The following is a 24,701-nucleotide window of genomic DNA, read 5'->3' as shown; positions in this document are numbered from 1 at the left end:
GTGGGATCGTTTGCGCACCGTGGCGAGCGAATGTGGTGACGTCGGCCGGGAGTTGTCCACGCGCCTCTACCCGAAGCCCAAGTCGACGCCGGCCGCGGTGCCGGCCGCGCGGGGCGGAGGTGGCGCGGACGCGCTGACGCGGCGCGAGCGCGAGGTCGCCGCGCTGGTGGCGCAGGGCCTGTCCAACCGGGAGATCGCCGAGCGGCTCGTCATTTCCAAGCGCACGTCAGCTAGGGGCGTGCCGTTCCCCGGGTGGTCCGGCGCGGCGGAGGGCCGGGCAGTAATCCGGTCAACTCCCTCGGCCGTCGTGGCAACGAAGCTCCGTCGTGTCGTCCAGGAGCGCCATGCGTGGGTGGCTGCCCTCGTCGACGGGGCAGCCACCCACGGTCCCGTGAGGCCCCTCAGCTCCTCGGACCTCAGGTCACCGGCGCCTTGGCGCGCAGGACCGTGAGGAACTCCCGCATCCACCCCGAGTGGTCCGGCCAGGCGCGCGACGACACCAGCGTCCCGTCGACCACGACTTCCGCGTCCCGGAAAACCGCGCCCGCCGCCTGCATGTCGGGCTCAAGCGCCGGATACGCCGTGACGCGGCGTCCGCGCAGACCGTCGACCGCCGCCGTCAGCAGCGGACCGTGGCAGATCTGGGCCACGGGCTTGTCTGCGTCGAAAAAAGACTTCAGGATCTTGCGCAGCTCCGGGTCGTTGCGCAGATACTCGGGGGCGCGGCCGCCCGGGATCACGACAGCGACGTACTGTTCCGGCTCGACCTCGGCGAACGCGAGATCGGCGGGCCAGGTGTAGCCGGGCTTCTCCGTGTACGTGTCGAACCCCGGTTCGAAGTCATGGACGACGAACTGCAGCTTCTTGCGCTCCGGGGCGGCGATGTGGACGTCGTAGCCCTCCTCGCGCAGGCGCTGGTAGGGGTACAGGACTTCCAGTGACTCGGCGGCGTCGCCGGTCACCAGGAGGATCTTGGGTGCCATGGCTGTGCGCTCCCCTCGGAGCCTTCGGGCCGGGGTGTCTCCTCCTCAACGTGGACCCGGCCGGACCGTTAGGCAACCCCCCGACGCATCCATCCGCGTCGCTGTCCCTGTGCAGAGTGTCAAAGTTCGACCGCTGTATTTGTACACATACGGCTCATGACGACTCCCGGGGGAGGGGCGATAGCCTTGACCCGTGATCAGCGCGATATCTCGCGGGGGCATCGTCGCCCTCTGCCCGCGCCGGGAGCACACGGAGATCTACATCCGTGCCCGGCGCTCCGCTGACCATTCCCTTCGGGGCGGAACATGGATGCCGTCCCGGCTCCGGGCAGGAAATACGCCAAAAATGGCGGATAACCGCCCGCTCATCTCTCATCCCGGCATACCGTCGACATCGACCGGAGACCCCGCGTCGTGGCGTTGTGCCGCATCACTTTCTTCAACGTCACGCAACGGCGCGCGACAGGAGCCAGAGGACAATGCAGACCAAGCTGGACGAAGCCAAGGCCGAGCTGCTCGCACGGGCCGCCCGGGTAGCTGAGAACAGCCCGGCTGGGGGCCATCTCCCGGCCGGGACGAATGGCGAGGGGGCTCCGGACGAGGAGTCCGTGCTCGCGTTCCTCCAGCGCTACTACCTGCACACCGCCCCCGAGGACCTGGCCGACCGCGACCCGGTCGACGCCTTCGGCGCGGCCGTCTCCCACTACCGGCTCGCGGAGGTCCGCCCGCAGGGCACCGCGAACGTCAGGGTCCACACGCCGACCGTCGAGGAGAACGGCTGGACCTGCAGCCACTCCGTCGTCGAGGTCGTCACCGACGACATGCCGTTCCTGGTCGACTCGGTCACCAACGAGCTGTCCCGCCAGGGCCGCGGCATCCACGTCGTGATCCACCCGCAGGTCACCGTGCGCCGCGACCTGACCGGCAAGCTCCTGGAGGTCCTGCCCGCGGGCAGCGCCGCCGACGGCCACGACACGCTCACCGAGTCGTGGATCCACGTGGAGATCGACCGGGAGACCGACCGCGCCGACCTGAAGCAGATCACCTCCGACCTGCTGCGTGTCCTGTCCGACGTCCGTGAGGCCGTCGAGGACTGGGAGAAGATGCGGGACTCGGCGCTGCGTATCGCCGACGACCTGCCGAGCGAGCCCACCGCCGACGACCTGCGCACCCAGGACGTCGAGGAGGCCCGCGAGCTGCTGCGCTGGCTGTCCGCCGACCACTTCACCTTCCTCGGCTACCGCGAGTACGAGCTGCGCGAGGACGACTCGCTGTCCGCCGTGCCCGGCACCGGCCTCGGCATCCTGCGCTCCGACCCGCAGCACGGCGGCGACGACCACCACCCGGTGAGCCCGTCCTTCAGCCGGCTGCCCGCCGACGCGCGCGCCAAGGCCCGCGAGCACAAGATCCTCGTGCTGACCAAGGCCAACAGCCGCGCCACCGTGCACCGCCCGTCGTACCTGGACTACGTCGGCGTGAAGAAGTTCGACGCCGAGGGCAACGTCATCGGCGAGCGCCGCTTCCTCGGCCTCTTCTCGAGCGCCGCGTACACGGAGTCCGTCCGGCGCGTCCCGGTCGTGCGCCGCAAGGTGCAGGAAGTGCTGCGGGGCGCCGGATTCTCGCCCAACAGCCACGACGGCCGCGACCTGCTCCAGATCCTGGAGACGTACCCGCGCGACGAGCTGTTCCAGACCCCGGCCGACGAGCTGCGCGCCATCGTCACCAGCGTCCTCTACCTCCAGGAGCGCCGCCGGCTGCGGCTCTACCTGCGCCAGGACGAGTACGGCCGCTACTACTCGGCCCTCGTCTACCTGCCGCGCGACCGCTACACCACCGGTGTCCGCCTGCGGATCATCGACATCCTCAAGGAGGAGCTCAACGGCACCAGCGTCGACTTCACGGCCTGGAACACCGAGTCGATCCTGTCCCGGCTGCACTTCGTCATCCGCGTCGAGCCGGGCACCGAGCTGCCCGTGCTGACCGAGGCCGACACCGAGCGCATCGAGGCGCGGCTCGTCGACGCCGCCCGCTCGTGGGCCGACGGCTTCGGCGAGGCGCTGAACGCGGAGTGCGGCGAGGAGCGCGCGGCCGAGCTGGGCCGCCGCTACTCCGGCGCCTTCCCCGAGGGCTACAAGGCCGACCACTCGCCGCGCGCGGCGGTCGCCGACCTGGTCCACCTCGAGGCGCTCAAGCGCGGCGAGAGGGACTTCGCGCTCTCGCTGTACGAGCCCGTGGGCGCGGCCCCCGGCGAGCGCCGCTTCAAGATCTACCGCACCGGCGCGCCGGTCTCCCTGTCGTCCGTCCTGCCGGTCCTCAACCAGCTCGGCGTCGAGGTCATCGACGAGCGCCCGTACGAGCTGCGCTGCTCGGACCGGACCACCGCGTGGATCTACGACTTCGGTCTGCGGATGCCCATGTCCAACGGCAACGGCGACTACATCGGTGACGACGGCCGCGAGCGCTTCCAGGGGGCCTTCACGGCGACCTGGACCGGCGCCGCCGAGAACGACGGCTTCAACTCCCTCGTCCTGAGCGCCGGCCTGAACTGGCGGCAGGCGATGGTGCTGCGCGCGTACGCCAAGTACCTGCGCCAGGCCGGTGCGACATTCAGCCAGGACTACATGGAGGACACCCTCCGTAACAACGTCCACACCACCCGCCTCCTGGTCAGCCTCTTCGAGGCGCGTATGTCGCCGGAGCGCCAGCGGGCCGGGACCGAGCTGATCGACGGGCTCCTGGAGGAGCTCGACGGCGCGCTCGACCAGGTCGCGAGCCTGGACGAGGACCGGATCCTGCGGTCCTTCTTGACCGTCATCAAGGCGACGCTGCGGACGAACTTCTTCCAGAAGCGCGACGACGGCACGCCGCACGCGTACGTCTCCATGAAGTTCGACCCGCAGGCCATCCCCGACCTGCCCGCGCCGCGCCCGGCCTACGAGATCTGGGTGTACTCGCCGCGGGTCGAGGGCGTGCACCTGCGCTTCGGCAAGGTCGCGCGCGGTGGTCTGCGCTGGTCCGACCGGCGTGAGGACTTCCGTACCGAGGTCCTCGGCCTGGTCAAGGCGCAGATGGTGAAGAACACCGTCATCGTGCCGGTCGGCGCCAAGGGCGGCTTCGTCGCGAAGAACCTGCCGGACCCGAGCGTCGACCGTGACGCGTGGCTGGCCGAGGGCGTCGCGTCGTACAAGACCTTCATCTCGGCGCTGCTCGACATCACCGACAACCTGGTGGCCGGCGAGGTCGTGCCCCCGGCGGACGTCGTGCGCCACGACGAGGACGACACGTACCTCGTGGTCGCGGCGGACAAGGGCACGGCGACGTTCTCCGACATCGCCAACGCGGTCGCCGAGTCGTACAACTTCTGGCTCGGTGACGCCTTCGCCTCCGGCGGCTCGGCGGGCTACGACCACAAGGGCATGGGCATCACCGCCCGCGGCGCCTGGGAGTCCGTGAAGCGGCACTTCCGGGAGCTGGGCACCGACACGCAGACCGAGGACTTCACGGTCGTCGGCGTCGGCGACATGTCCGGTGACGTGTTCGGCAACGGCATGCTGCTCTCCGAGCACATCCGCCTGGTCGCCGCGTTCGACCACCGGCACATCTTCATCGACCCGCGGCCCGACGCGGCCACCTCGTACGCCGAGCGCCGCCGCCTGTTCGACCTGCCGCGCTCCTCGTGGGCCGACTACAACAAGGAACTGATCTCCGCGGGCGGCGGGATCTTCCCGCGCTCCGCCAAGGCGATCCAGCTCAACGCGCACATCCGCGAGGCACTCGGCATCCAGTCGGGCGCCGCGAAGATGACGCCGGCCGACCTGATGAAGGCGATCCTGCGCGCGCGGGTCGACCTGCTGTGGAACGGCGGCATCGGCACGTACGTGAAGTCGTCCGCCGAGTCGAACGCGGACGTCGGCGACAAGGCCAACGACGCGATCCGCGTCAACGGCCAGGACGTGCGGGCCAAGGTGATCGGCGAGGGCGGCAACCTCGGCGCGACCCAGCTGGGCCGTATCGAGTTCGCGCGCAGCGGCGGCAAGGTCAACACCGACGCCATCGACAACAGCGCGGGCGTGGACACCTCCGACCACGAGGTGAACATCAAGATCCTGCTCAACGCGCTCGTCACCGACGGCGACATGACCGTCAAGCAGCGCAACAAGCTGCTCGCCGAGATGACCGACGAGGTCGGCGCCCTGGTCCTGCGCAACAACTACGCGCAGAACACGGCCCTGGCCAACGCGGTCGCCCAGGCGCCCGACCTGCTCCACGCCCACCAGCGCTTCATGCGCCGCCTGGTCCGTGAAGGGAGCCTGGACCGGGCCCTGGAGTTCCTGCCGGCGGACCGGCAGGTCAAGGAACTGCTGAACTCCCGGCGCGGCCTGAGCCAGCCCGAGCTGGCCGTCCTCCTCGCGTACACGAAGATCACGGCCGCGCACGAGCTGATCCAGACCTCGCTGCCGGACGACCCGTACCTGCGCAGGCTCCTGCACGCCTACTTCCCGCAGGCGCTGCGCGAGCGGTTCGCCGACGCGGTCGACGGGCACGCGCTGCGCCGCGAGATCATCACCACGGTGCTGGTCAACGACACGGTGAACACCGGCGGTTCGACGTTCCTGCACCGGCTGCGCGAGGAGACCGGGGCGTCCCTGGAGGAGATCGTGCGGGCGCAGCTCGCCGCGCGCGAGATCTTCGGCCTCGGTGAGGTCTGGGACGCGGTCGAGTCGCTCGACAATGTCGTCGCCGCGGACGTCCAGACCCGGATCAGGCTGCACTCGCGCCGCCTGGTCGAGCGCGGCACGCGCTGGCTGCTCAACAACCGGCCGCAGCCGCTCCAGCTCGCCGAGACCATCGACTTCTTCCGCGAGGGTGTCGCCGAGGTGTGGTCGGCCATGCCGAAGATGCTGCGTGGCGCGGACGCCGAGTGGTACCAGTCGATCCTGGACGAGCTGACCGCGGCGGGTGTGCCGGAGGAGCTGGCCCAGCGGGTCGCCGGGTTCTCCTCGGCCTTCCCGACGCTCGACGTCGTGGCGATCGCCGACCGCACCGGCAAGGACCCCCTGGCCGTCGCCGAGGTGTACTACGACCTCGCGGACCGGCTGTCCATCGCGCAGCTGATGGATCGGATCATCGAGCTGCCGCGGACCGACCGCTGGCAGTCGATGGCCCGCGCCTCGATCCGCGAGGACCTGTACGCGGCGCACGCGGCGCTCACGGCCGATGTGCTGGCCGCCGGGAACGGCGTGTCCACTCCGGAGCAGCGCTTCGACGCGTGGCAGGAGAAGAACGCGCCGATCCTGGGCCGCGCGCGGACGACCCTGGAGGAGATCCAGAGCTCGGACGCCTTCGACCTGGCGAACCTGTCGGTCGCGATGCGCACGATGAGGACGCTGCTGCGCGCGCACTCGTAGGGTCCCCTCGAAGCGATGGGGGCGCCCCGCACCGGAACTCCGGTGCGGGGCGCCCCCATGTCACCTTCCGGACTCTTTCCGTTCTCTTTCCCTTCTCCGGCCCGCCTCTTGACCGGTTCTGGCCTGATGGACCGCGCGCCCAATCGGTTGCTCCTTCAGGCGCGTCGGCCCCATGAGGTTCGTCATAAGCCATCAACTCGGGCATTACGTCTAAAGTGGACCCGATTGTCAGATTAACGGCGCGCGGCGGAGAGGTCGGGAAGGGTCCATGACGGAAGCGATTCTGCTGGTCGGCGGGCTGGGCACCCGGCTGCGGCCGCTCACGGTCAACACACCCAAGCCCATGGTGCGCGCGGCCGGAGTCCCCTTCCTGGCCCATCAGATCGCCCGGCTCGCCGGCGCGGGCGTGCGCCACATCGTCCTCGCCACCTGCTATCTCGCCGAGGTCTTCGAGCCGTACTTCGGCGACGGATCGGCGTTCGGGGTCCACCTCGAGTACGCCGTCGAGTACGAGGCGCTGGGGACCGGCGGCGCGATCCGGCACGCGGCGCGCCGCCTGATCTCCGCTCCCGAGGAACCCGTCCTCGTCTGCAACGGCGACATCCTCACCGGCCTCGACGCCCGCGCCCTCATCAACCGGCACCGCGAGCGCGAAGCCGACGTCACCCTCCACCTCGCCCGCGTCGACGACCCCCGCGCCTTCGGGCTCGTACCGACCGACGCCGACGGCTGCGTGCTCGCCTTCACCGAGAAGCCGCAGATGGCCGAGGAGATCGTCACGGACCAGATCAACGCGGGCTCCTACGTGTTCCGCAGGTCCGTGATCGACCACATCCCCGCCGGGCGGGCCGTCTCCGTCGAGCGCGAGACGTTCCCCGGCCTGCTCGCCTCGGGTGCCTATCTGCACGGCATGGTCGAGGACTCCTACTGGCTCGACCTCGGCCGGCCCGAAACCTTCGTGCAGGCCTCCGCCGACCTCGTGCGCGGGGTCATCCACTCACCCGCCGTGCCCGGTGTGCGCGGCGAGTCCCTCGTACTGCCCGGCGCCAAGGTGGCCGCCGACGCCTGGCTCGCCGAAGGCACCGTCGTCGGGGCGGGCGTCCGGGTAGGTTCGGGGGCCGTCGTCCACGCTTCCGTGCTGCATGACGGCGCGACCGTGGGCGCCGGTGCCTATGTCAGGAAGAGCCTGGTCGGCGCGGGTGCGCGGATCGGGCGGCGCTCCGTCCTGCACGGCAGCGTCATCGGTGACGGCGCCCACGTCGGCGCCCACAACGAACTGCGGAACGGAACCCGGGTGTGGTGCGAGGCCGTACTGCCCGACCGGGCCGTCCGCTTCTCCTCGCTCGCCGGAGAAGGGCTGAACGAACAGTGAACATGAACTCTCGCGACATCGGGGCCACACCGGCCGCCGCCAGGCCACTGCCCGACGACTGGGCCCGCACCCCCCTCACCGTCGTCATGCCGACGTACAACGAGGCGGGCAACCTGCCCGGCATGGCCGACGCCCTCATGGCGCTCCCCCTCCCGGGCCTGCGCCTCCTCGTCGTCGACGACTCCAGCCCCGACGGCACCGGCGACATCGCCGAGCGGTACGCCGAGCGGCACGGGCGTGACCGGATGAGCGTCCTGCACCGCGCCGGCAAGGAGGGCCTCGGCCGGGCCTACGCGGCCGGCATGGCGCGGGCCGTCGCCGACGGCGCGCGCTACGTCCTCCAGATGGACGCCGACGGCAGCCACCCCGCCGACAAGGTCCCCGCTCTCCTCGGCACCGCCCTCGCCACCGGCGCCGCAGTCACCATCGGCAGCCGTTACGTCCAGGGCGGCACGCTCTCCGAGGCGTGGGGCGTGCACCGCAGGCTCCTGTCCCGCTGGGCCAATACCTACGCGGGCGTCATTCTCGGCACCCGCGTCCGCGACATCACCGGCGGCTTCAACCTGTGGCGCGAGGACGCCCTGCGCGCCATCGACCTGGCGTCCGTCGACAGCGCGGGCTACAGCTTCCAGGTCGAGATGAAGTACCGGGCGGTGCGCCGCGGGTTCGGCGTCATAGAGGTACCCATCCACTTCGAGGACCGCACGGTCGGCGAGTCCAAGATGAACCTGATGGTGCAGCTCGAATCCGTCACCATGCCGTGGAAGCTGCGGGCGAGGGCGCGCCGATGACGGTGCAGACCGCCGCGCGTGAGGCGCCCGTCGTCGTTCCCGTCCGGGTCCGGGTGCGCCGCCTGTCCATGGAGGTCGCCAAGTTCGGCGTCGTCGGCGGCAGCGGCGTCGCCGTCAACTTCCTCGTCTTCAACCTCCTGCTGCACGGCATCGGCGGGGCCCCGATGGCCGCGACGGTCCTGGCCAGCTGCGTCGCCATGGGCACCAACTACCTGGGCTTCCGCTTCTTCGCCTACCGGGACCGCGCCTCGCGCACCGGCCGCCAGATCGCGCTGTTCTTCGGCTTCAGCGCCCTCGGCGTCCTGATGGAGAGCGTCCTGTTCTACGCCGGATACCACGGCGCCTCGATGACGGGCCCGCTCGCGTCGAACATCGCCAAGGCCCTGTCCATCGTCCTCGCCTCGGGGTTCCGCTTCCTCGTCTACCGGACATGGGTCTTCCAGCACGATGCGCGCCGCGAGTAACGCGGCCCTCAAGGCCGCGGCCCCGCTGGTCCTCCTGCTGCTCGTCGTCCTGCTCGTGGCCGTCGCGATCCGGCTGCCCTGGGCGGGCGATCTCGGCATCCACGCGGCCACCGTCGAGCGCCTGCGCCACGACCTCCTCGACCCGGGCAACCCGCTGGTCGACGAGAAGACGCCGAGCCCGTACTACTCGCCGTGGACGGTGTTCCTCGGCGTCCTCGCCGACGCCACCGGCCTCGGCACCTTCACCGTCCTGCGCATCGCCGCGCTGATCTCGCTGACGCTGCTCGTGACCGGCGTGTGGCGGTTCACCGGCACGTTCACCGAAGCGTCCGCGAGCCGCTCCCGGCGCACGGCGGTCACCGCGCTCGTCCTGCTGTGTCTGCTCCTCCTGTGGGGCACGAGCCTGTTCAACTGGAGCGGCTTCCTCGGCCTCAACTCCCTTGCCCTGACCGTCTCCTACCCCAGCACCTTCGCGCTCGGGCTGTCCTTCCACTTCTGGGCGCTGCTGCGCGGGGCGCTCGCGCGCGGCTCGGGCCTGCCCGGGTTCCTCGGCCTCGGACTGCTGTGGTCCGTGATCCTGCTGAGCCATCAGTTCTCGGGCGTCGTCGCGTCGTTCGGTGCCCTCGCGATGGTGGCCGGGGCGCGGCCCTGGCCGGCACGCGCGGTGTGGGCGCGGCTCGTGGCCGGGCTCGCCCTCGGCGCGGTCGTGCTCGCCGCGTGGCCGTACTACTCGTTCTTCGGCCTCTTCCACGCGCAGGGCCTGGAGGAGATCCACCAGGCCCTGTACCGGAACCTGCCCGGCCGGTACTGGCTCCTGCTGCCCGGCGTGTTCGCGCTCGCCCTGCGGTGGCGCAGGGACCGGCGCGATCCGCTCGTGGTCTTCTTCGCGCTCGGGGCGCTGATGTTCGCCGCAGGCCGGGTGAGCGGGCACTACTCGTGGGGCCGGGTGGTGCCGGCCGCCGTGATCCCGGCGCAGGTCGCGGCGGGCCTGGAGGTGTTCGGGGCAGAGCGCGGGGCGGGTCGCGGGGCGGTACGCACGGCGTTCGCGGCGGTGCTCGGTGCGGCGCTCCTCGCGGGTGCGTGGACCCAGTCGGGCGTACTCGGCTATGTCGTCCCGCGAGACGTCCTGCCCAAGCCGCTCGCCGACCGCTACAAGCCACCGTGGCGCGGCTATTACTGGGTGACGCCCTGGGTGAAGTACGGGGACGTGGTCCTCGCCACGGACTTCCCCGCGCGCCAGATCCCCGCGTACGGGCCCTACACCGTGGCCCCCGGCTACCCGGACTTCTTCCTGCCCGACGAGGCGGCCCGCACCAGCGCTGTCGGGACCTACTTCGCCCCCGCCACCGAGCGGGCCGCGCGCCTCGACGTCCTGCGCCGCTACGAGGTGCGGTGGATCGTGAGCCACCGCGGCGACGCGGGCCTCGCCGCCACCGACCCCGCACTGCACAAGGTCACAACGGGCCCGGGCGGCCAGACCCTGTACGAGGTCGTCGGCGACCCGCGCTAGCGCAGCGCGCTCCTCACCAGGCGCACCGCGTTCCGTACGCGCCCGTCCGAAGCCGTGGCCAGCCTGCGCGCCACCGGGTGCGTCACCCGGGCCGTGAGCCCGGCCGGCTCCCAGCGGATCTGGAGCCGCCCGCCGCCCCGGCCCTCCGGCTCCAGCGTCACCCGGTGCGGGGCCGCCCCCGAGTGGTAGCCGACACGCGCGGTGAGCGCGGGGAAGTCCAGCGGCGCGAGCAGGACCGAGGTGTTGCGCAGCCCGTGGTCCTGGAGCTGGAGCAACGGATGCCGTACGCCGTCGAAGCCGTGCACCGGCAGCGGGGCCGCCGCCAGGTCGAGCCGCACCCGGCCCTCGAAGACGCCGGGCCGCACCGGGTCGAGCCGCAGCCGCGTCGTCATACGGCGCCCCCCCGGCGCCACGACCAGCGAGGCGACGTGCGGGCCGACGGCGAGGCGCAGACCGGGATCGTACGTGCGCACCGACAGGTCGACGCCGGCGCCGGGGCCGCGCTCGATCCGCGTGATCTCGTGGCGGAACTGGGCGCCGGGGAACGGACGCGAGTACAACTCCTGGTCGGACAGGTCGAGTTCAGCACGCGCCTCGTCCGACGACGGGACCACCGCGCCCCAGTAGACGGCACCGGACGCGTCCGTGGCAGTCTCGCGCGGGGCCACCACATGGCCGAGCCCGCGCGCCGCGAGCCGGGCGTCGCGGAGGCGGCCGTCGCGCACCAGTTGCAGGACGACCCGCTCGGGGCGCGGCAGCCGGGCGTACGCGCTCGGGGACAGCGTCGCCAGATACGGGTTCACGATCTCGGCGAACCCGGCCAGCCACGCGTCGTCCCGGTAGGGCAGATCGCCCGCGTACATCCGGAAGTCGTGCTTGAGGAACTTGTAGTCCTTGTCCTCGCGCACCCCCGTGTGGCCGCCCGCCGCGAGGAAATCGTCGATGAGTTCCTGCACGTGGACACGGTCGCGGACGTTGGTCAGCTTGTGCCGCTGGTTGGAGATCGACGCGGTGTCCGCCTCGGCGAACGGCGCGATGTACCAGCGGTAGACCGGCTCGGGGATGACGGTGAAGGACTTCGCGAGGCAGTACGCCTGCGCCGAGAACAGCTGGTCCTCGTAGTGGATGCCCTCGGGGAAGCGCAGCTGGGTGCGGTCGAGGAACTCCCGCTTGTACATCTTGCTCGTCGACAAGTGCTCGAAGAACAGGCCGGGTTCGGCGTCGATCCCGTCGACCGTGCGGCGCTCCGCGACCAGGTGCGGCATCCACGTCGACGTGCGGCCCGTGTCGACGCGGATCCGTTCGACCGCGCCCATCGCGAAGTCGATCTCCCGCTCCCGGTGCGCCGCGAGCAGCAGCTCCACCGATTCCGGCGGGAGTTCGTCGTCGCTGTCGAGGAACATCAGATACGGGGCGCGGGCGATGTCGAGCGCGCGGTTCCGCGGCGCGCTGCACCCGCCGCTGTTCTCCGGCAGGCGCAGGTAGCGCACCCGTGGGTCCGCGGCGGCGAGGCGGCGCGCCACCTCGGGGGTGGCGTCCGTCGAGTGGTCGTCGCTGATGACGACCTCGATGTTGCCGTGCGTCTGGTCCAGGACCGAGGCGACGGCGCGCGGCAGCCGCCCGGCGTCGTTGTAGACGATGACGGTGACCGCGACGTCGGGCGTGATCGTCCTCGTGGGCGTGGTCATCGGCGGGCCGCCTCCTCGGGGGTGGGCGCGGGGATGCGCTCGTCGACGGGGATCACCGGGGGCAGCGCCGCCTCGCTCTCGCCGAGGAAGACCCGGCGTACGACCCGCTCGGCGGCGTGACCGTCGTCGAACTCGCAGAACCGGCGCCGGAACGCGGCCCGCGCCTTCCCTGATGCCTCGTCGCGCCACGCGCCCGAGACGAGGATGTCCGTGAGCTCGTCCTGCGTACGGGCGACGGGCCCGGGTGCCTCGGCGATCAGGTCGAAGTAGACCCCGCGGGTCTTCGCGTACATCTCCCAGTCGTCCGCGTAGATCACGATCGGGCGGTCCAGATTGGCGTAGTCGAACATGATCGACGAGTAGTCCGTGACAAGGGTGTCCGCGGCGAGGCAGAGGTCCTCGACCGGGTCGTACGTCGACACGTCGATGACCCGCCCGCTGCGGCGCAGGCCCGCGAGCGGCGAGGCCGCCCCGCCGTAGAAGTAGTGGCCGCGCACGAGGAGGACGGTGTCGTCGCCGAGCCGGTCGGCGAGCGCGGCGAGGTCAAGGCGCGGGGTCCAGGAGCCCTCGTAGTCGCGGTGCGTCGGTGCGTACAGGACGGCCCGCCGGCCCGGCGCGATGCCGAGGCGGTCGCGGACGGCGCGGATGTCGGCGGCCGTCGCGCTGTAGAAGACGTCGTTGCGCGGATAGCCGTACTCCAGCGGGACGTAGTGCGTGGGGTAGGCGCGCTCCCAGATCCGCGTGGAGTGGCTGTTCGACGTGACGCTGTAGTCCCACTTGTCGACGCGGGCCAGGAGCTGGCGGAAGTTGAGGCCCTTGGACGCGGTCGGGTACTCGATCTGGTCGAGGCCCATGCGCTTGAGGGGCGTGCCGTGGTGGGTCATGACGTGGACGGCTTCGGGGCGCTTGACCACGGCGTTCGCGAAGTTGACGTTGTTGACGAGGTACTTGGCGCGGGCCAGGACCTCCCAGTAGCGGCGGGAGCCGGGCACGACGTGGTCGGTGCCGGGGGGCAAGAGCGGCGCGTCGGCCGCGCGGACCACCCACACCTGGTGGACGCGCGGCGCCAGTTCGGCGAGCTTCGCGGCGATCGCGCCCGGATTGCAGGCGACCCCGCGGTCCCAGTACGCGGAGAACACGGCCAGGTCCGGGTCCACGGGCCGGCGCAGCTCCCGCCGGTAGTGGTGGCCGCGGACCTTCGCGCCGATCCGCCGCTTGCGCTCCCGGACCGCGGACTTCAGGGCGCGCCGTTTGCGGTTGACGCTCTGGAAGGCGCGGTAACGGGAGTACGCGTCCTCTTCGAGCAGGCGGCGCCGTATGCCTTCGAGCCCCGCGGGCCTTCGGTAATCCTCCGGCCGCCACGCGACGGCCGCGCGCGAGGCCCGGCGGAAGAACTCGCGGCCCACCGGCTCCGGCATCCCGGCGCGCGCCACGATCCGCATGCACTCGGTCGCCATCACGTCGTAGAGGACCGCGCGGGGACCGGTCGGCGTGCCGAGACCGGCCATCAGGCGCTGGAGGTCCTCGTACAGGCCGACGGTCGCGTAGTACTTCTCCGGGGTGAGCGGCGGCAGGCTCGTGGGGCGCAGCCTGCGCTCGTCGAGGACCACGTGCTGGAGTGCGGTGACGCGGTCGGCGAGGACGAGGGCGGCGCGGGCCGCGAACCGTTCGTCGGTGGCGGCCAGTCGGCCGCGGTGGTCCCGCCAGAACGCGGCGCGCAGGGCACGGTTCCCGAGCAGCGGGGTGACCCGCAGCAGGTCGGGGCAGTCCGCGAGAGGGAGATCGCGGCCGCCCGTCCTGGCGAGCAGACGGGCGTCGGGGCCCGGGGCGCCGGAGGTGCGCCAGTTCGAGTGCACATGGTCGGTGAGTACGACGTCCACACGGTCGGCGCCGTCCGGGAGACCCGCGACCCGGTCCCGCAGCACCCGCAGCGCGCCCGGGGCCACGCGGTCCTTGGCGTGCACGAACAGCAGCCACTCGCCCGAGGCCCGCTCGCCGCCGGCCGCGCGGGCCTCCTCGTCGGAAGTGCCGCCGGGCAGGGCCAGAACGGTGACGCTGCCCGGCACGTCGGCGGTCGGCGCCGGATCGTCCACGGCGGCGACGACGAGCTCCGCCCCCTCGGGCAACTGGCCGGTCACGCTGTCCAGGCAGTCGGCGAGATGCCCCTGCACGTCCCGGCCGTACACGATGACGCTGAGTTCCTGCACGGTCTCCGTCCCTTCTCCTCCTGGCGCACCATCGTGTCACCAATCAGATAAAAGGGATAAATGGAGTGGGCCGCCCGCATCGGCCTCAGGTGGAAACGGCGACCTTGGCCTTCTTCGGTTCCGCCTTGCGGTCGTTCGGATTGGTGAACGCCTCGTACGCCCGCAGGACCTCGTCCGTCGGGCCGTCCATCCGCAGCTCGCCGCGCTCCAGCCACAGGACCCGGTCGCAGGTGTCGCGGATCGACTTGTTGTTGTGACTGACGAGGAAGACCGTGCCGGCCTCCTTGCGCAGCTCGCGGATGCGGGACTCCGAGCGCTTCTGGAAGGACCGGTCACCGGTGGCCAGGGCCTCGTCGATCAGCAGCACGTCGTGGTCCTTGGCGGCGGCGATGGAGAACCGGAGCCGGGCGGCCATACCGGAGGAGTACGTCCGCATGGGCAGCGTGATGAAGTCGCCCTTCTCGTTGATGCCGGAGAAGCCGACGATGTCGTCGTAGCGCTCGCGCACCTCCTCGCGGCTCATGCCCATGGCGAGGCCGCCGAGATGGACGTTGCGCTCGCCCGTGAGGTCGTTCATCAGCGCCGCGTTCACGCCGAGCAGGGAGGGCTGGCCGTGGGTGAAGATCCGGCCGTTCTCGGTGGGCAGCAGTCCCGCGACCGCCTTGAGCAGCGTCGACTTGCCAGAGCCGTTCGTGCCGATCAGGCCGATGGCCTCGCCCTTGTAGGCGGTGAACGAGACCTTCCTGACGGCGTGCACCTTGCGGACGCCCGCCCGCGCCTCGGCCTTCTTCCGCCCGCCGATGATGCGGCCGAGCGCGGCGGTCGCGGTGCCGCGGCCCGCCCCGGTGCCGTTCACGCGGTACACGATGTCGACGTTGTCGACGATGACGGTGGGGATCCGCTCCCCGGAGGTGTCAGCCACGGCCGTACGTCTCCTCTGCCTTCCAGAAGTAGATGAACCCGCCGACGCCCGCGACCAGCGCCCACCCGGCCGCGATCGCCCACACGTGGGGCGGCAGCTGACCGCGGTGGAAGCTGTCGATCAGGGCGAAGCGCATCAGGTCGATGTAGACGGCGGCCGGGTTCGCGGACAGCAGTACGTGCACGACGTGCGGCAGGTGCTGGTTCTTGAGCACCTTGTCGATGCTCCACATCACGCCGGACGTGTACATCCACGTACGCAGCAGGAACGGCATCAGCTGCGCGATGTCCGGCGTCCGCGCGCCCATCCTCGCCATCACGAGGGCCACACCGGTGTTGAAGACGAACTGAAGCAGCAGGACCGGCAGGACCAGGAACCACGAGAGGGCCGCCGGAACGCCGAAGCACAGCAGGATCACCACCAGCGCGCACATCGAGAACAGCAGCTGCTGGAGCTGCTGGAGCGCGAACGACACCGGCAGCGCGGCGCGCGGGAAGTGCAGCGCCCGTACGAGACCGAGGTTGCCGGAGATCGCGCGCGTGCCCGCCATGATCGAGCTCTGCGTGAACGTCCACACGAACACGCCGGTGACCAGGAACGGCACATAGTCCGGCACGTTGTGCTTCGTGCCCATCAGCACGCCGAAGATGAAGTAGTAGACCGCCGCGTTCAGGAGCGGGGTCGCCACCTGCCACACCTGGCCGAGCTTCGCCTGGCTGTACTGCGCCGTGAGCTTGGCCGTCGCGAACGCGGTGATGAAGTGGCGCCGCTGCCAGAGCCGGCCCACGTACTCCGCGAGGGTCGGGCGCGCGCCGCTGACCGAGAGGCCGTATCGCGCGGCCAGCTGTGCGGGATCTTCCACCGGCGCGGTGGCCACCGGCGGGGGAGGTGTGTCGACTGCCTGACTCACATCCGCTGCTTTCGCTCAAAGGGTCGGAGACGTCGGAACGGGTCCGTATCGTCGTGACGCGAGAGTAGGGCGTCGCTACGTCGGAACGCAACCGTATCGTCGTAACGCCGTAAGCTGTTCACCATGACGACCAACGCCGACTCCTCCCCCGAGCTCTCGGCTGCGCTCGAGCAGGGGGGACCCCCATCGCCAGCGCGTCGCCGGGCCCCCGCAGGGGCAGCCGTCCTCCGTGAGGATGTGACCGACGCCATCCGGGCAGCCGTCTTCGACGAGCTCGCCGCCGTGGGCTACGCCCGCATGTCCATCGAGGGGATCGCGCGCCGCGCGGGCGTCGGCAAGACAGCCGTCTACCGCCGCTGGCGCTCCAAGCTGCACCTGGTCCTGGACCTGGTCTCCGCCATAGCGGTCCAGGGCCTGCCGGCCCCGGATACGGGCTCCCTGGAGGGCGACCTGCGCCTCCTGTACGAGGTGACGTCCCGGGCCCTGAGGCATCCGGTCGCCGGCCAGATCATCCCCGACCTCCAGGCCGAGGCCGCCCGCAACCCGGAAATCGCCGAGGCCATGCAGAAGGCACTGCGCGAGGGGCAGCACGGGGTGGCGAGCGGCATCGTGCGCAGCGCCGCCGCACGCGGGGAGGTCAGGGCGGACCTCGACGAGGACCTCGCCCTCGACCTGATCTCCGGCCCGCTGTACTGGCGCGCGGTGGTGGTACGGACGCCGTTGCCCAAGGGGTATCTGGGGCGGCTGGCGGGGGCTACCGCGGCGGGGTTGCGGGTGTTGTGACTGCGTCAGTTTCCGGAGGCGAAGGCGACGAAGGTGGCCCAAGTGGTGGGGGTGACCGTGAGGTGGGGGCCGAGGCTGGATTTGGAGTCGCGGATGTGGATGGTGGTGGGGGTGGTGGCTACTTCGATGCAGTCGCCCTCGTTTCCGTCGCTGCTGTAGCTGCTCTTGAACCAAGACAGCCCGGAAGCCTTGAGGATCATGCTTCTCCCAGTAGTTGCTCGATGAACGTCAGCGTCTCCCGAGGGGTGAGAGCCTCCGCCCGGATGGTGCCATATCGCAGTTCAAGGACCTGAAGTTGCTTCGCGTCAGATACGGGACGGCCGTTGAGCATCCCCTCTGAGCGGCCCACCGTCGTACCGTCCTTGAACTTGAGCACCTCGATCTTCCCGTCCATCCCGGGATGAGCCTCGCGGTGAGTAGGCATCACCTGAAGCGTGACATTGCGCAACTGCCCCACCTCCCACAGGTGTTCGAGCTGTTGACGCCATTCCATTGTGCCTCCGATGGGCCTCCTGAGTGCTGACTCCTCCTGGACGAAGCTGAGGGCAGGCGCAGGGGAGCGCTGGAAGATTGACCGCCGTGCCATGCGTGCGGCCACCATCCGCGAGACCTCGTCCTGCGAATACGTCGGCTGCCGGGCCTCGAACAGGGCCTTCGCGTGGCCCGGCGTCTGCAAGAGCCCATGCAGGCCGTGCGCCACGTAGACCCCCAACTCGACTGCGCGCGCCTCCATGCCGGCCAGATCCCGAACCTTCTTCGGGTACCGGACCTCCGCCACGTCATGCTTCATCGCCGAGATGAGCCCGCCCGCGCGGAGCGCCTCGTCGGCCTTGTCCAGGTACTCCGGGCGTGGGATCCGCTTACCCGCCTCGACCTTGTAGATCAGATCCTCCCCGTACCCGATCGCCACCGCGAACTCGCCGACCCGCAGCCCCGCCGCCTCCCGGCGCATGCGCAACTGCCGCCCCACCGTTGCCACCACCGCCGCACCCGACTCGTCGTCCGGGTCGACTTCCCATCCCGCCTCGTCCGCACTCACCGGCGCCACCTCCGACGTTTCGTTACCCCTAGGACCGCTGTGGACAGCCCGGACACGAGTGGACAGGCTCTGGACAGTCCCTCTACGCACCGGAGTCATGACTGCTCAAGGCGTCTCTGCTCCGACACGCTGAGTGACATGGAAACAGAAACTCAACTCCACGCAACCGCACGCCAGTTCACCGTGCTGCTCTCGGCCACGCCACGCGGAGCGCGCCTGGCCAGGCTGCTCACGACGGAGCAACTGCGCGCCTGGGGACTCCCGTTCGAAGCGGCAGCGCACGTCGTGGCGGAGCCGGCGGCGAATGCCGTGACGCATGGACGGGTGCCCGACCGGGACTTCCGGTTCACGCTCCTGGCGACTCACGGAGTGATCCGAATCGAGGTCACGGATACGAGGGGGGAGCGGGTCCCGGAGTTGCGCCATCCCGGCGCCGAGGAGGAGTCGGGGCGGGGCCTGCTCCTGGTCGAGGCGCTGGCGGGCGCTGGGGCGTGGCGCATGGGCCGGCGCCGAGGAAGACGACGTGGGCGGAGTTGCTGGTGCCCCGGGTGAACTGATCAAAAGCGGATGGCGTGGCCTTGGCTGGGGAGTTGGCTGCATGTGGCGCGGCCTTGGACGGTGAGTTGGCTGCCCCTGGTGCCCTCTGGGTGGTGGGTTTCTGGCCCGAATCTGCCAATGGTTCCGGCATCAGCAGTCTCCGGCCGGGTGGACGCAGTCCCCCCTTGGGGCGGCATTGGCCTCACCCGGGGGATTGGCAGATCTGGGCCACCACTCGCCATCCCGCATATTCCCGATGCCGCTGACACCAGCCGTGGTGGCGTCCTGGCCGGCCACAGCAGATGCCCTGGTGGGATCACCTATCCGGGTCACGTCCGAACGTCCCCCGGGCGAGAGACGCTCGTTGGGGGTAGGTCGTTTGGCGCAAGGCGACCTTGGGATCCAAGAGGGGATCAGCTATGTACGCAGTAATTCGGCGTTACGAAGGAGTGACTGACTCTGCCGAGGCAGGACGCCGAGTGGACGAGGGATTCGTGCCTCTCCTCCGCCGATCCCCCGGTTTCGTGGCCTACTACTGGGTGGACGCCGGGGACGGAGTGATGGTCTCCACCAGCGTCTTTGAAGACCAGACCGGGGCCGAAGAGTCGATCAACACGGCGGCGGACTTCGTGCGGGACAACCTCTCGTCGCTGCTCCCCAACCGTCCTCAGGTCACGGCCGGCCCGGTCGTGGCTGCTGGGTAGCAACCTGCGAGGCCACGGAACTCCGGCCAGAGCCTTGAAATTCCCGGCTCGACCGGGCCCCGGCGGCCGTTGACTCGTCGGCGTCAGCGGGGCGGTGACGAGCGCGGCACCGGGCAGGACGCCTGGGCCGGTCCGGGAACCCCTCCCCCTGGCTTCTACGGCTGGTTCAGCCCGTGACCACGCTGAACGCCGGGCAGTCTTCGGCTTCATGGGACCGCGCCGCACGGGACTCACCTCACGGCGGTCCTGTGCACCCGCACCCACCCCTGCCACGCCGACTCGACCATGTCGCGTACGTCGCGCTTCGCCGTCCAGCCGAGCTCCGTCGCGATGCGGTCCGCGGAGGCGACGACGCGGGCCGGGTCGCCGGGGCGGCGCGGGGTGACGACGGGGTCGGTGCCATGGCCCGTCGTCGCGTTGATGAGCTCGACCATCTCCAGGACCGAGACGCCTTCGCCGCGGCCGATGTTGAGGGTGAGGTCCGTGCCGGGGGCCGCGCCGGAGAGGCGGCGGGCGGCGGCCACGTGGGCCTCGGCGAGGTCGACGACGTGGATGTAGTCGCGTACGCAGGTCCCGTCCGGTGTCGGGTAGTCCGCGCCGAAGATCCGCGGGGCCTCGCCGTCGGTGAGCCTCTCGAAGACCATCGGTACGAGATTGAAGACGCCGGTGTCGGCCAGTTCGGGGGTGGCCGCGCCCGCCACGTTGAAGTAGCGCAGGGAGGCCGTGGCCAGGCCGTGCGCCCGGCCCGTCGCGCGGACCAGCCACTCGCCGGCGAGCTTCGTCTCGCCGTACGGGCTCATCGGCAGGCACGGGGTGTCCTCGGTGACGAGGTCGACGTCGGGCATGCCGTACACCGCGGCGGACGAGGAGAAGACGAAGGACGGGACGCCGCCCGCCGTGACCGCCTCCAGGAGGACGCGCAGGCCCTCGACGTTCTCGCGGTAGTAGTGCAGCGGCAGCTCCACCGACTCGCCGACCTGCTTCTTCGCGGCGAGGTGGACGACGCCGGTGATGCCGTGCCCGGCGATGGTGCGCGCCACGGCGTCCGCGTCCAGGGTCGAGGCGACGACGAGGGGTACGCCGTCCGGGACGCGCTCGGCGACGCCGGTGGACAGGTCGTCGTAGACCACGGTCCGCTCGCCCGCTTCCTGCATGGCGCGGACGACGTGCGCCCCGATGTATCCGGCACCGCCGGTGATCAGCCAGGTCATGTCGGTTAAGGGTCCCCTCGGTCGTGTCGTGTCTCGTCGTGCGCGTGTGGTCGGCGTTCTAGTGAACCAGGCGGTTGAGGCGGCCGCGTGCTACCGCCAGGGCTCCGCGTACGCCCGGTGCGAGGCGTACGGCGAGGGCGCCGGAGTGGGTCGCGTACGGATGGGCGAGCAGCACGCCGTGGCGCAGGCTCGGCAGGGCGGTGCGGCGCAGGAGGCCGGGGCCGGTGGCGGCGTGGGCGCTCGCGTCGCGGCTCGTGCCGTCCGCGAAGTTCACGTGGAGGCGCAGGTCCCAGGTGCCGGCGGCGAGCGCGGACAGGTCCAGGGACGTCTCGGCCTCCCAGGTCCCGGCGTCGCGCCCGGGTGCGAGGGTCACGGTGCGGCGCCTGGCGGGGCGGTGGCGCCGGCGGTCGATGACCTCGATGTCGACGGTGGCGGGGCCCGCCTCGGCGACGCGCCCGTACAGGTCGTGCAGGCGCAGCCGCAGCCGTGAGCCACGCGCGCGTGGCCGCAGTTCCGCCTCTATGGCGATGGGGAGGTGGCCCATGGGGCGTACGAGGAGGTGCTCCAGGGTCACCTGGGGGAGGCCGTCGGACCAGATGGGCGTGCCGTCGGCGGCGCGTGCGTAGGGCGGGCGCAGCCGGGCGGGGCGGGCCGCGACCTCCTTGAGGCGGGGCAAGTCGCGCGGGTGGTCGGAGGCGAGGATCACGCGGGCGACGACGCGGCCGGGGGCGGGTGCCGCGTCGATGTCGGCCGTGTCGAACGTGGCGAGGTAGGCGCGGGTGCGGTCCCACCACTCGGCGCGGTACTCGGGGCTGTGCAGGTCGAGCTCGCGGGCGTACATGCGCAGGCTGTGGTCGAGGAAGCGGGTGCGGGCCGCGCGCGCCAGGCGCTTGTGCGAGGCGGTCAGGAGGATGTCGACGGACTGGCGGTGCGCCTCGATGCGGCCGGTCCAGTTGTCGAGTCCGGCCCGGTCGAGGGAGAGCGACAGGCGGTCGGCGTCGCGGCGCACGTTCCAGATGTAGACCGTGTCGGGGACGAGCGCGATGCGCGGTCCGGCGGCGAGCACGCGCGCGGTGAACACGAAGTCCTCGTAGACGAAGCGGCCGTCGGGGAAGCGGATCCCGTGCTCGCGCAGGAAGTCCGTGCGGTAGAGCTTGTTGACGCAGAGGGTGTCGTGGACGAGGCGGGGGCGGCGCTCCGGGTGGGGGACCACGGCGGGCCTGGCGTACAGCTCCGGCTGCCACGGGGTGTCGCGGCCCGAGGGGAGTTCGCGGCGCACGCACAGGCCGGCGGCGACCTCGGTGCCGTGGGCGAGTGCCGCGCCGAGCAGGGCGTCGACGGCGCCGGGCGGCAGCACGTCGTCGCTGTCCAGGAACATGACGTACGGGGCCGAGGCAGTGTCGATGCCGTCGTTGCGCGGGGTGCCGCAGCCGCCGCTGTTCGCGGCGCGGGGCACCACTTTCAGGCGTGGCTCGTCGTCCGCCATGCGCCGGAGCAGCTCGCCGCTGCCGTCCGTCGAACAGTCGTCGACGGCGATCACCTCGCGGACCGCGGGGCCCTGGGAGAGGGCGGAGCGTACGGCGTCGGGGACCCGTGCGGCGTCGTTGTAGCCGATGACGACGACGGAAACCTGTGACTGCGGGGGCGACGGCTGCTGGGGCTGGGGCTGCACTGCTTCCACGGAAGGAAATCCTAGGCGTTTGCGGTAATTGTCCGGTAAGTAAAGTTCCTACGCCTTTGATCCCTTCCAGAGGGACCGGAACGAGAGCACGGCACCTCCGAGGAGCAGGCCGTTGCGCGCCAGCATCAGTAGCGAGCCCGTCCACGTGGCGGCCTCGACATCGCGGTACAGGACCGGGTACGCGAGCGCGCTCAGACCGGCCGCCGCCACGACGAGTACGGCGACGAGGCGCTGGGTGGTGCGGTGCGAGGTGAGGCAGACCGCGGCGAGCCCGAGCAGCCAGATCAGGTACTGCGGGCTGATCACGCGGCTGGTGACGGTGAAGAGCAGGACGGCGCACAGGGCTGCGTCGAACGGGGTCGCGGGGCTCCAGCTCGTCGCCCGCAGCCGCCAGAGCAGCAGCAGCGCCGCCACGACGGCGGTGAGCACCAGGGAGGCCGCGGCCACCACGCCCACGTGCGGGCCGACGTACTCCATCGCCCCGAACTGATAGCGGATGTGTCCGGACCAGCCCGCCCGCCGCGCGAACGACAGGACCGTGCCGCCCAGCGACTCGATCTGCACACCCCGCTCGCCCTGGTGGCGCAGGAACGCGAACGGCGAGCGGAACGCGACCGCGAGGGCGAGCAGGATCGCGGCGGCGGAGATGAGCGCCGCCGTCCACGCCTCCCGGCTGGTACGTCCCCGGGGCGTGCCGAGCAGGGTGAGCGCCGGCCACACCTTCACCAGCGCGCCGCACGCCGCGAGGACGCCGCCCGCACGCGGGTACCGCCTCATGAGCAGCAGCGCGAACACGGCGAGCGCGGTGACCTCGATGTCGTAGCGGGCCAGCGGGATGTGGAGCAGGAGCGGCAGCCCGGCCACCCACAGCCAGGCGCCGCCCGCACTGCGTCGCGGCCGCGCGCCGGTCCGGGCGAGGACGAGCGTGACCAGGGCGTCCGTGGCGAGCGTGAGCGCGACGAAGGCCTGGAAGTACGTGAGGCCGGGGATCAGGCCGGGCGCCATAAGGACGGGGCCCGCGCCGGGCGGGTACTGCCACATCGCGTCACCGGCGGGGAAGGCGCCGCCGGCGAGGGTCGCGTACCAGCGGGCGTACAGCGTGTGCACCTCGTGCGCGACGCCTCCGACGCCGAGCGGGGCGCGGTCGTCCGTGACGAGAAGGGCGAGCATCGCGGCGCGGGTGGCCAGCCAGGTCAGGAGGAGCGCCGCCCGTGCGAGGGGTCCTGGGCGGACCCAGGTCGCGTGGACGGGCGCTGAGGTGCTGGGAGGCTGAGTCTCGAGCGTCACCTGTGCGAGCGTACGAGCGAATGCCCGTATATGCGGTGATAATCGGCCGAATGCGGCTTTCGTGTCGGGCGGAGTGGCGCTGCATCCGGCGCCGATGGCCCGCTATGAGTCCAGCGCAGCCCCGTCCAGCGCCGCCCCGTCCAGCGCAGTCGTCAGGCGGTCCAGGCGGGCGCGCATGTCCTCGATCTCCGCCAGGTCGAACCCCGTCGCGGCCGCGATCCGGCGCGGCACCAGCGCCGCGCGCTCCCGCAGCTCGGTGCCCGCGCCGGTCGGCCGGACGTTCACCGAGCGCTCGTCGCGCGCGCTGCGCTCCCGCTGGACCAGGCCCGCCGCCTCCAGCCGCTTGAGCAGCGGCGACAGGGTGCCCGAGTCGAGCCGCAGCCGCTGCCCGAGCCGCTTCACGGGCAGCTCGCCGTCCTCCCAGAGCACGAGCATGACCAGGTACTGGGGATAGGTCAGGCCCAGGTCTTTGAGGAGCGTGCGGTAGACGCCGCCGAACGCGCGCGACGCGGCGTTCAGGGAGAAGCAGATCTGGCGGTCGAGCCGCAGGAATTCCTCGTCGCCGGGCGTCTCGGTCGTCTCGGTGGTCATGGGTCCAGGGTAACCGGGGCGCCCCGACGCGCAATCTAGTTGTGCACAACCGAATTGCGTGCTCTACTTGTGTCCGTCAGCGCAGCACGTACTCCACCGCGGACGTCACCGCGGCCCCACCGCAGGAGGATGTTTTTCATGGAAGCGATCTACACCGCCGTAGCCACCGCCACCCACGGCCGTGACGGCCGCGCCGTCAGCTCCGACGGCCGCCTCGACCTCCAGCTGGCCATCCCCAAGGAGATGGGCGGCGCCGGCGGTCAGGGCACCAACCCCGAGCAGCTCTTCGCCGCCGGGTACTCCGCCTGTTTCGCCAGCGCGCTCGGCCTGGTCGGCCGCGCCGCGAAGGTCGACGTCAGCGACGCCGCGGTGACCGCCGAGGTCGGCATCGGCAAGCAGGGCGAGGGCTTCGGGCTCGCGGTGACGCTGCGCGTGGAGCTGCCGGAGACGGTCGACGCCGAGACCGGCCGCAAGCTCGTCGAGCAGGCCCACCAGGTCTGCCCGTACTCGAACGCGACCCGCGGCAACATCGACGTCGACCTCGTCGTCGAGTAGTCGCCCTGTTCGTGGGGTGCTCGTCCTGCTCCCAGGGTGTCGACGTTCCCTAGGGCCC

General features: G+C 71.1%; 19 protein-coding genes and 2 pseudogenes. 10 read left to right on the top strand and 11 right to left on the bottom strand.

Annotated features, from left to right (window positions below; translation table 11 throughout):
• Window positions 1-94: 94 nt before the first annotated feature.
• Window positions 95-229 (top strand): annotated as a pseudogene (locus ACY0PA_RS18225) (LuxR C-terminal-related transcriptional regulator); the annotation flags it as partial.
• Between the two features lie 187 nt (window positions 230-416).
• Here ACY0PA_RS18225 and ACY0PA_RS18220 read toward each other — a convergent pair.
• The gene (locus ACY0PA_RS18220) at window positions 417-983 is read right to left on the bottom strand and encodes a DJ-1/PfpI family protein (RefSeq protein ID WP_473085613.1); all 567 of its coding nucleotides are present in this window, start codon (window positions 981-983) and stop codon (window positions 417-419) included.
• Window positions 984-1,462: 479 nt separating this feature from the next.
• Between ACY0PA_RS18220 and ACY0PA_RS18215 the strand changes: the two genes are divergently transcribed.
• From ACY0PA_RS18215 to ACY0PA_RS18195, 5 genes are all read left to right on the top strand, one after another.
• Window positions 1,463-6,391 carry an NAD-glutamate dehydrogenase gene (locus ACY0PA_RS18215; RefSeq protein ID WP_473085612.1) on the top strand — a complete coding sequence of 1,643 codons (4,929 nt, stop codon included), beginning with the start codon at window positions 1,463-1,465 and terminating at the stop codon, window positions 6,389-6,391.
• A gap of 268 nt (window positions 6,392-6,659) precedes the next feature.
• Window positions 6,660-7,763 carry a mannose-1-phosphate guanylyltransferase gene (gene manB / locus ACY0PA_RS18210; protein WP_473085611.1) on the top strand — a complete coding sequence of 368 codons (1,104 nt, stop codon included), beginning with the start codon at window positions 6,660-6,662 and terminating at the stop codon, window positions 7,761-7,763.
• A 2-nt stretch (window positions 7,764-7,765) separates the two neighbouring features.
• The gene (locus ACY0PA_RS18205) at window positions 7,766-8,554 is read left to right on the top strand and encodes a polyprenol monophosphomannose synthase (protein WP_473085610.1); all 789 of its coding nucleotides are present in this window, start codon (window positions 7,766-7,768) and stop codon (window positions 8,552-8,554) included.
• On the top strand, window positions 8,551-9,018 hold the full coding sequence (locus ACY0PA_RS18200; protein ID WP_473085609.1) for a GtrA family protein: 468 nt from the start codon (window positions 8,551-8,553) through the stop codon (window positions 9,016-9,018). Before ACY0PA_RS18205 ends, ACY0PA_RS18200 begins: the two co-directional genes overlap by 4 nt.
• Window positions 9,002-10,528, top strand: coding sequence for a hypothetical protein (locus ACY0PA_RS18195; RefSeq protein WP_473085608.1), 1,527 nt, complete (start codon window positions 9,002-9,004; stop codon window positions 10,526-10,528). The genes ACY0PA_RS18200 and ACY0PA_RS18195 overlap by 17 nt, the downstream gene beginning before the upstream one ends.
• Here ACY0PA_RS18195 and ACY0PA_RS18190 read toward each other — a convergent pair.
• The 4 genes from ACY0PA_RS18190 to ACY0PA_RS18175 all read right to left on the bottom strand — a co-directional run bounded on the left by ACY0PA_RS18190 (window position 10,525) and on the right by ACY0PA_RS18175 (window position 16,255).
• Window positions 10,525-12,216 carry a glycosyltransferase family 2 protein gene (locus ACY0PA_RS18190; RefSeq protein WP_473085607.1) on the bottom strand — a complete coding sequence of 564 codons (1,692 nt, stop codon included), beginning with the start codon at window positions 12,214-12,216 and terminating at the stop codon, window positions 10,525-10,527. The two genes, ACY0PA_RS18195 and ACY0PA_RS18190, sit on opposite strands and share 4 nt — an antisense overlap.
• Complete coding sequence (locus ACY0PA_RS18185) at window positions 12,213-14,423, bottom strand: bifunctional glycosyltransferase/CDP-glycerol:glycerophosphate glycerophosphotransferase (protein ID WP_473085606.1); 2,211 nt, start codon at window positions 14,421-14,423, stop codon at window positions 12,213-12,215. The genes ACY0PA_RS18190 and ACY0PA_RS18185 overlap by 4 nt, the downstream gene beginning before the upstream one ends.
• An 85-nt stretch (window positions 14,424-14,508) precedes the next feature.
• Entirely contained in the window at window positions 14,509-15,345 is an 837-nt protein-coding gene (locus ACY0PA_RS18180) for an ABC transporter ATP-binding protein (RefSeq protein ID WP_473085605.1), read from the bottom strand.
• Window positions 15,338-16,255 (bottom strand): ABC transporter permease, encoded by a 918-nt coding sequence (locus ACY0PA_RS18175; protein WP_473085604.1) that lies wholly within the window; start codon window positions 16,253-16,255, stop codon window positions 15,338-15,340. The genes ACY0PA_RS18180 and ACY0PA_RS18175 overlap by 8 nt, the downstream gene beginning before the upstream one ends.
• A 123-nt stretch (window positions 16,256-16,378) precedes the next feature.
• Between ACY0PA_RS18175 and ACY0PA_RS18170 the strand changes: the two genes are divergently transcribed.
• On the top strand, window positions 16,379-17,038 hold the full coding sequence (locus tag ACY0PA_RS18170) for a TetR/AcrR family transcriptional regulator (RefSeq protein WP_473085603.1): 660 nt from the start codon (window positions 16,379-16,381) through the stop codon (window positions 17,036-17,038).
• A 5-nt stretch (window positions 17,039-17,043) separates the two neighbouring features.
• Here ACY0PA_RS18170 and ACY0PA_RS18165 read toward each other — a convergent pair whose 3' ends face one another.
• Both ACY0PA_RS18165 and ACY0PA_RS18160 read right to left on the bottom strand, forming a co-directional pair.
• Window positions 17,044-17,238, bottom strand: coding sequence for a DUF397 domain-containing protein (locus tag ACY0PA_RS18165; RefSeq protein ID WP_473085602.1), 195 nt, complete (start codon window positions 17,236-17,238; stop codon window positions 17,044-17,046).
• Window positions 17,235-18,077: a helix-turn-helix domain-containing protein gene (locus tag ACY0PA_RS18160; protein WP_473085601.1), complete on the bottom strand. Its 843-nt coding sequence runs from the start codon at window positions 18,075-18,077 to the stop codon at window positions 17,235-17,237. Before ACY0PA_RS18160 ends, ACY0PA_RS18165 begins: the two co-directional genes overlap by 4 nt.
• A 138-nt stretch (window positions 18,078-18,215) precedes the next feature.
• Between ACY0PA_RS18160 and ACY0PA_RS18155 the strand changes: the two are divergent.
• Both ACY0PA_RS18155 and ACY0PA_RS18150 read left to right on the top strand, forming a co-directional pair.
• Window positions 18,216-18,634 (top strand): annotated as a pseudogene (locus tag ACY0PA_RS18155) (ATP-binding protein).
• A 474-nt stretch (window positions 18,635-19,108) separates the two neighbouring features.
• Complete coding sequence (locus ACY0PA_RS18150; RefSeq protein WP_473085600.1) at window positions 19,109-19,318, top strand: hypothetical protein; 210 nt, start codon at window positions 19,109-19,111, stop codon at window positions 19,316-19,318.
• Between the two features lie 230 nt (window positions 19,319-19,548).
• Here ACY0PA_RS18150 and galE read toward each other — a convergent pair whose 3' ends face one another.
• The 4 genes from galE to ACY0PA_RS18130 form a co-directional block, all read right to left on the bottom strand.
• A complete protein-coding gene (gene galE / locus ACY0PA_RS18145; protein ID WP_473085599.1) occupies window positions 19,549-20,529 on the bottom strand; it encodes a UDP-glucose 4-epimerase GalE in 981 nt (326 codons plus the stop codon).
• Window positions 20,530-20,587: 58 nt separating this feature from the next.
• On the bottom strand, window positions 20,588-22,210 hold the full coding sequence (locus ACY0PA_RS18140; RefSeq protein WP_473085598.1) for a glycosyltransferase family 2 protein: 1,623 nt from the start codon (window positions 22,208-22,210) through the stop codon (window positions 20,588-20,590).
• Between the two features lie 48 nt (window positions 22,211-22,258).
• Window positions 22,259-23,497, bottom strand: a complete 1,239-nt coding sequence (locus tag ACY0PA_RS18135) for a glycosyltransferase 87 family protein (protein WP_473085597.1) — start codon at window positions 23,495-23,497, stop codon at window positions 22,259-22,261.
• A 102-nt stretch (window positions 23,498-23,599) separates the two neighbouring features.
• The gene (locus tag ACY0PA_RS18130) at window positions 23,600-24,088 is read right to left on the bottom strand and encodes a MarR family winged helix-turn-helix transcriptional regulator (RefSeq protein ID WP_473085596.1); all 489 of its coding nucleotides are present in this window, start codon (window positions 24,086-24,088) and stop codon (window positions 23,600-23,602) included.
• Between the two features lie 138 nt (window positions 24,089-24,226).
• Here ACY0PA_RS18130 and ACY0PA_RS18125 point away from each other — a divergent pair, with 138 nt between their 5' ends.
• Window positions 24,227-24,643, top strand: coding sequence for an organic hydroperoxide resistance protein (locus ACY0PA_RS18125; RefSeq protein WP_473085595.1), 417 nt, complete (start codon window positions 24,227-24,229; stop codon window positions 24,641-24,643).
• Window positions 24,644-24,701: the final 58 nt, after the last annotated feature.

The organism is Streptomyces sp. DS1-CR2, from assembly GCF_055760475.1.
Note: the sequence above shows the minus strand (reverse complement) of the source record. Positions and strands in the feature narration are given on the sequence as shown.

What these genes read in the sequence shown, in the direction of transcription:
- ACY0PA_RS18220 (WP_473085613.1), bottom strand. Translation starts at nt 983, where the DNA reads ATGGCACCCAAGATCCTCCTGGTGACCGGCGACGCCGCCGAGTCACTG.
- ACY0PA_RS18215 (WP_473085612.1), top strand. Translation starts at nt 1,463, where the DNA reads ATGCAGACCAAGCTGGACGAAGCCAAGGCCGAGCTGCTCGCACGGGCC.
- manB (WP_473085611.1), top strand. Translation starts at nt 6,660, where the DNA reads ATGACGGAAGCGATTCTGCTGGTCGGCGGGCTGGGCACCCGGCTGCGG.
- ACY0PA_RS18205 (WP_473085610.1), top strand. Translation starts at nt 7,766, where the DNA reads ATGAACTCTCGCGACATCGGGGCCACACCGGCCGCCGCCAGGCCACTG.
- ACY0PA_RS18200 (WP_473085609.1), top strand. Translation starts at nt 8,551, where the DNA reads ATGACGGTGCAGACCGCCGCGCGTGAGGCGCCCGTCGTCGTTCCCGTC.
- ACY0PA_RS18195 (WP_473085608.1), top strand. Translation starts at nt 9,002, where the DNA reads ATGCGCGCCGCGAGTAACGCGGCCCTCAAGGCCGCGGCCCCGCTGGTC.
- ACY0PA_RS18190 (WP_473085607.1), bottom strand. Translation starts at nt 12,216, where the DNA reads ATGACCACGCCCACGAGGACGATCACGCCCGACGTCGCGGTCACCGTC.
- ACY0PA_RS18170 (WP_473085603.1), top strand. Translation starts at nt 16,379, where the DNA reads ATGACGACCAACGCCGACTCCTCCCCCGAGCTCTCGGCTGCGCTCGAG.
- ACY0PA_RS18165 (WP_473085602.1), bottom strand. Translation starts at nt 17,238, where the DNA reads ATGATCCTCAAGGCTTCCGGGCTGTCTTGGTTCAAGAGCAGCTACAGC.
- galE (WP_473085599.1), bottom strand. Translation starts at nt 20,529, where the DNA reads ATGACCTGGCTGATCACCGGCGGTGCCGGATACATCGGGGCGCACGTC.
- ACY0PA_RS18130 (WP_473085596.1), bottom strand. Translation starts at nt 24,088, where the DNA reads ATGACCACCGAGACGACCGAGACGCCCGGCGACGAGGAATTCCTGCGG.
- ACY0PA_RS18125 (WP_473085595.1), top strand. Translation starts at nt 24,227, where the DNA reads ATGGAAGCGATCTACACCGCCGTAGCCACCGCCACCCACGGCCGTGAC.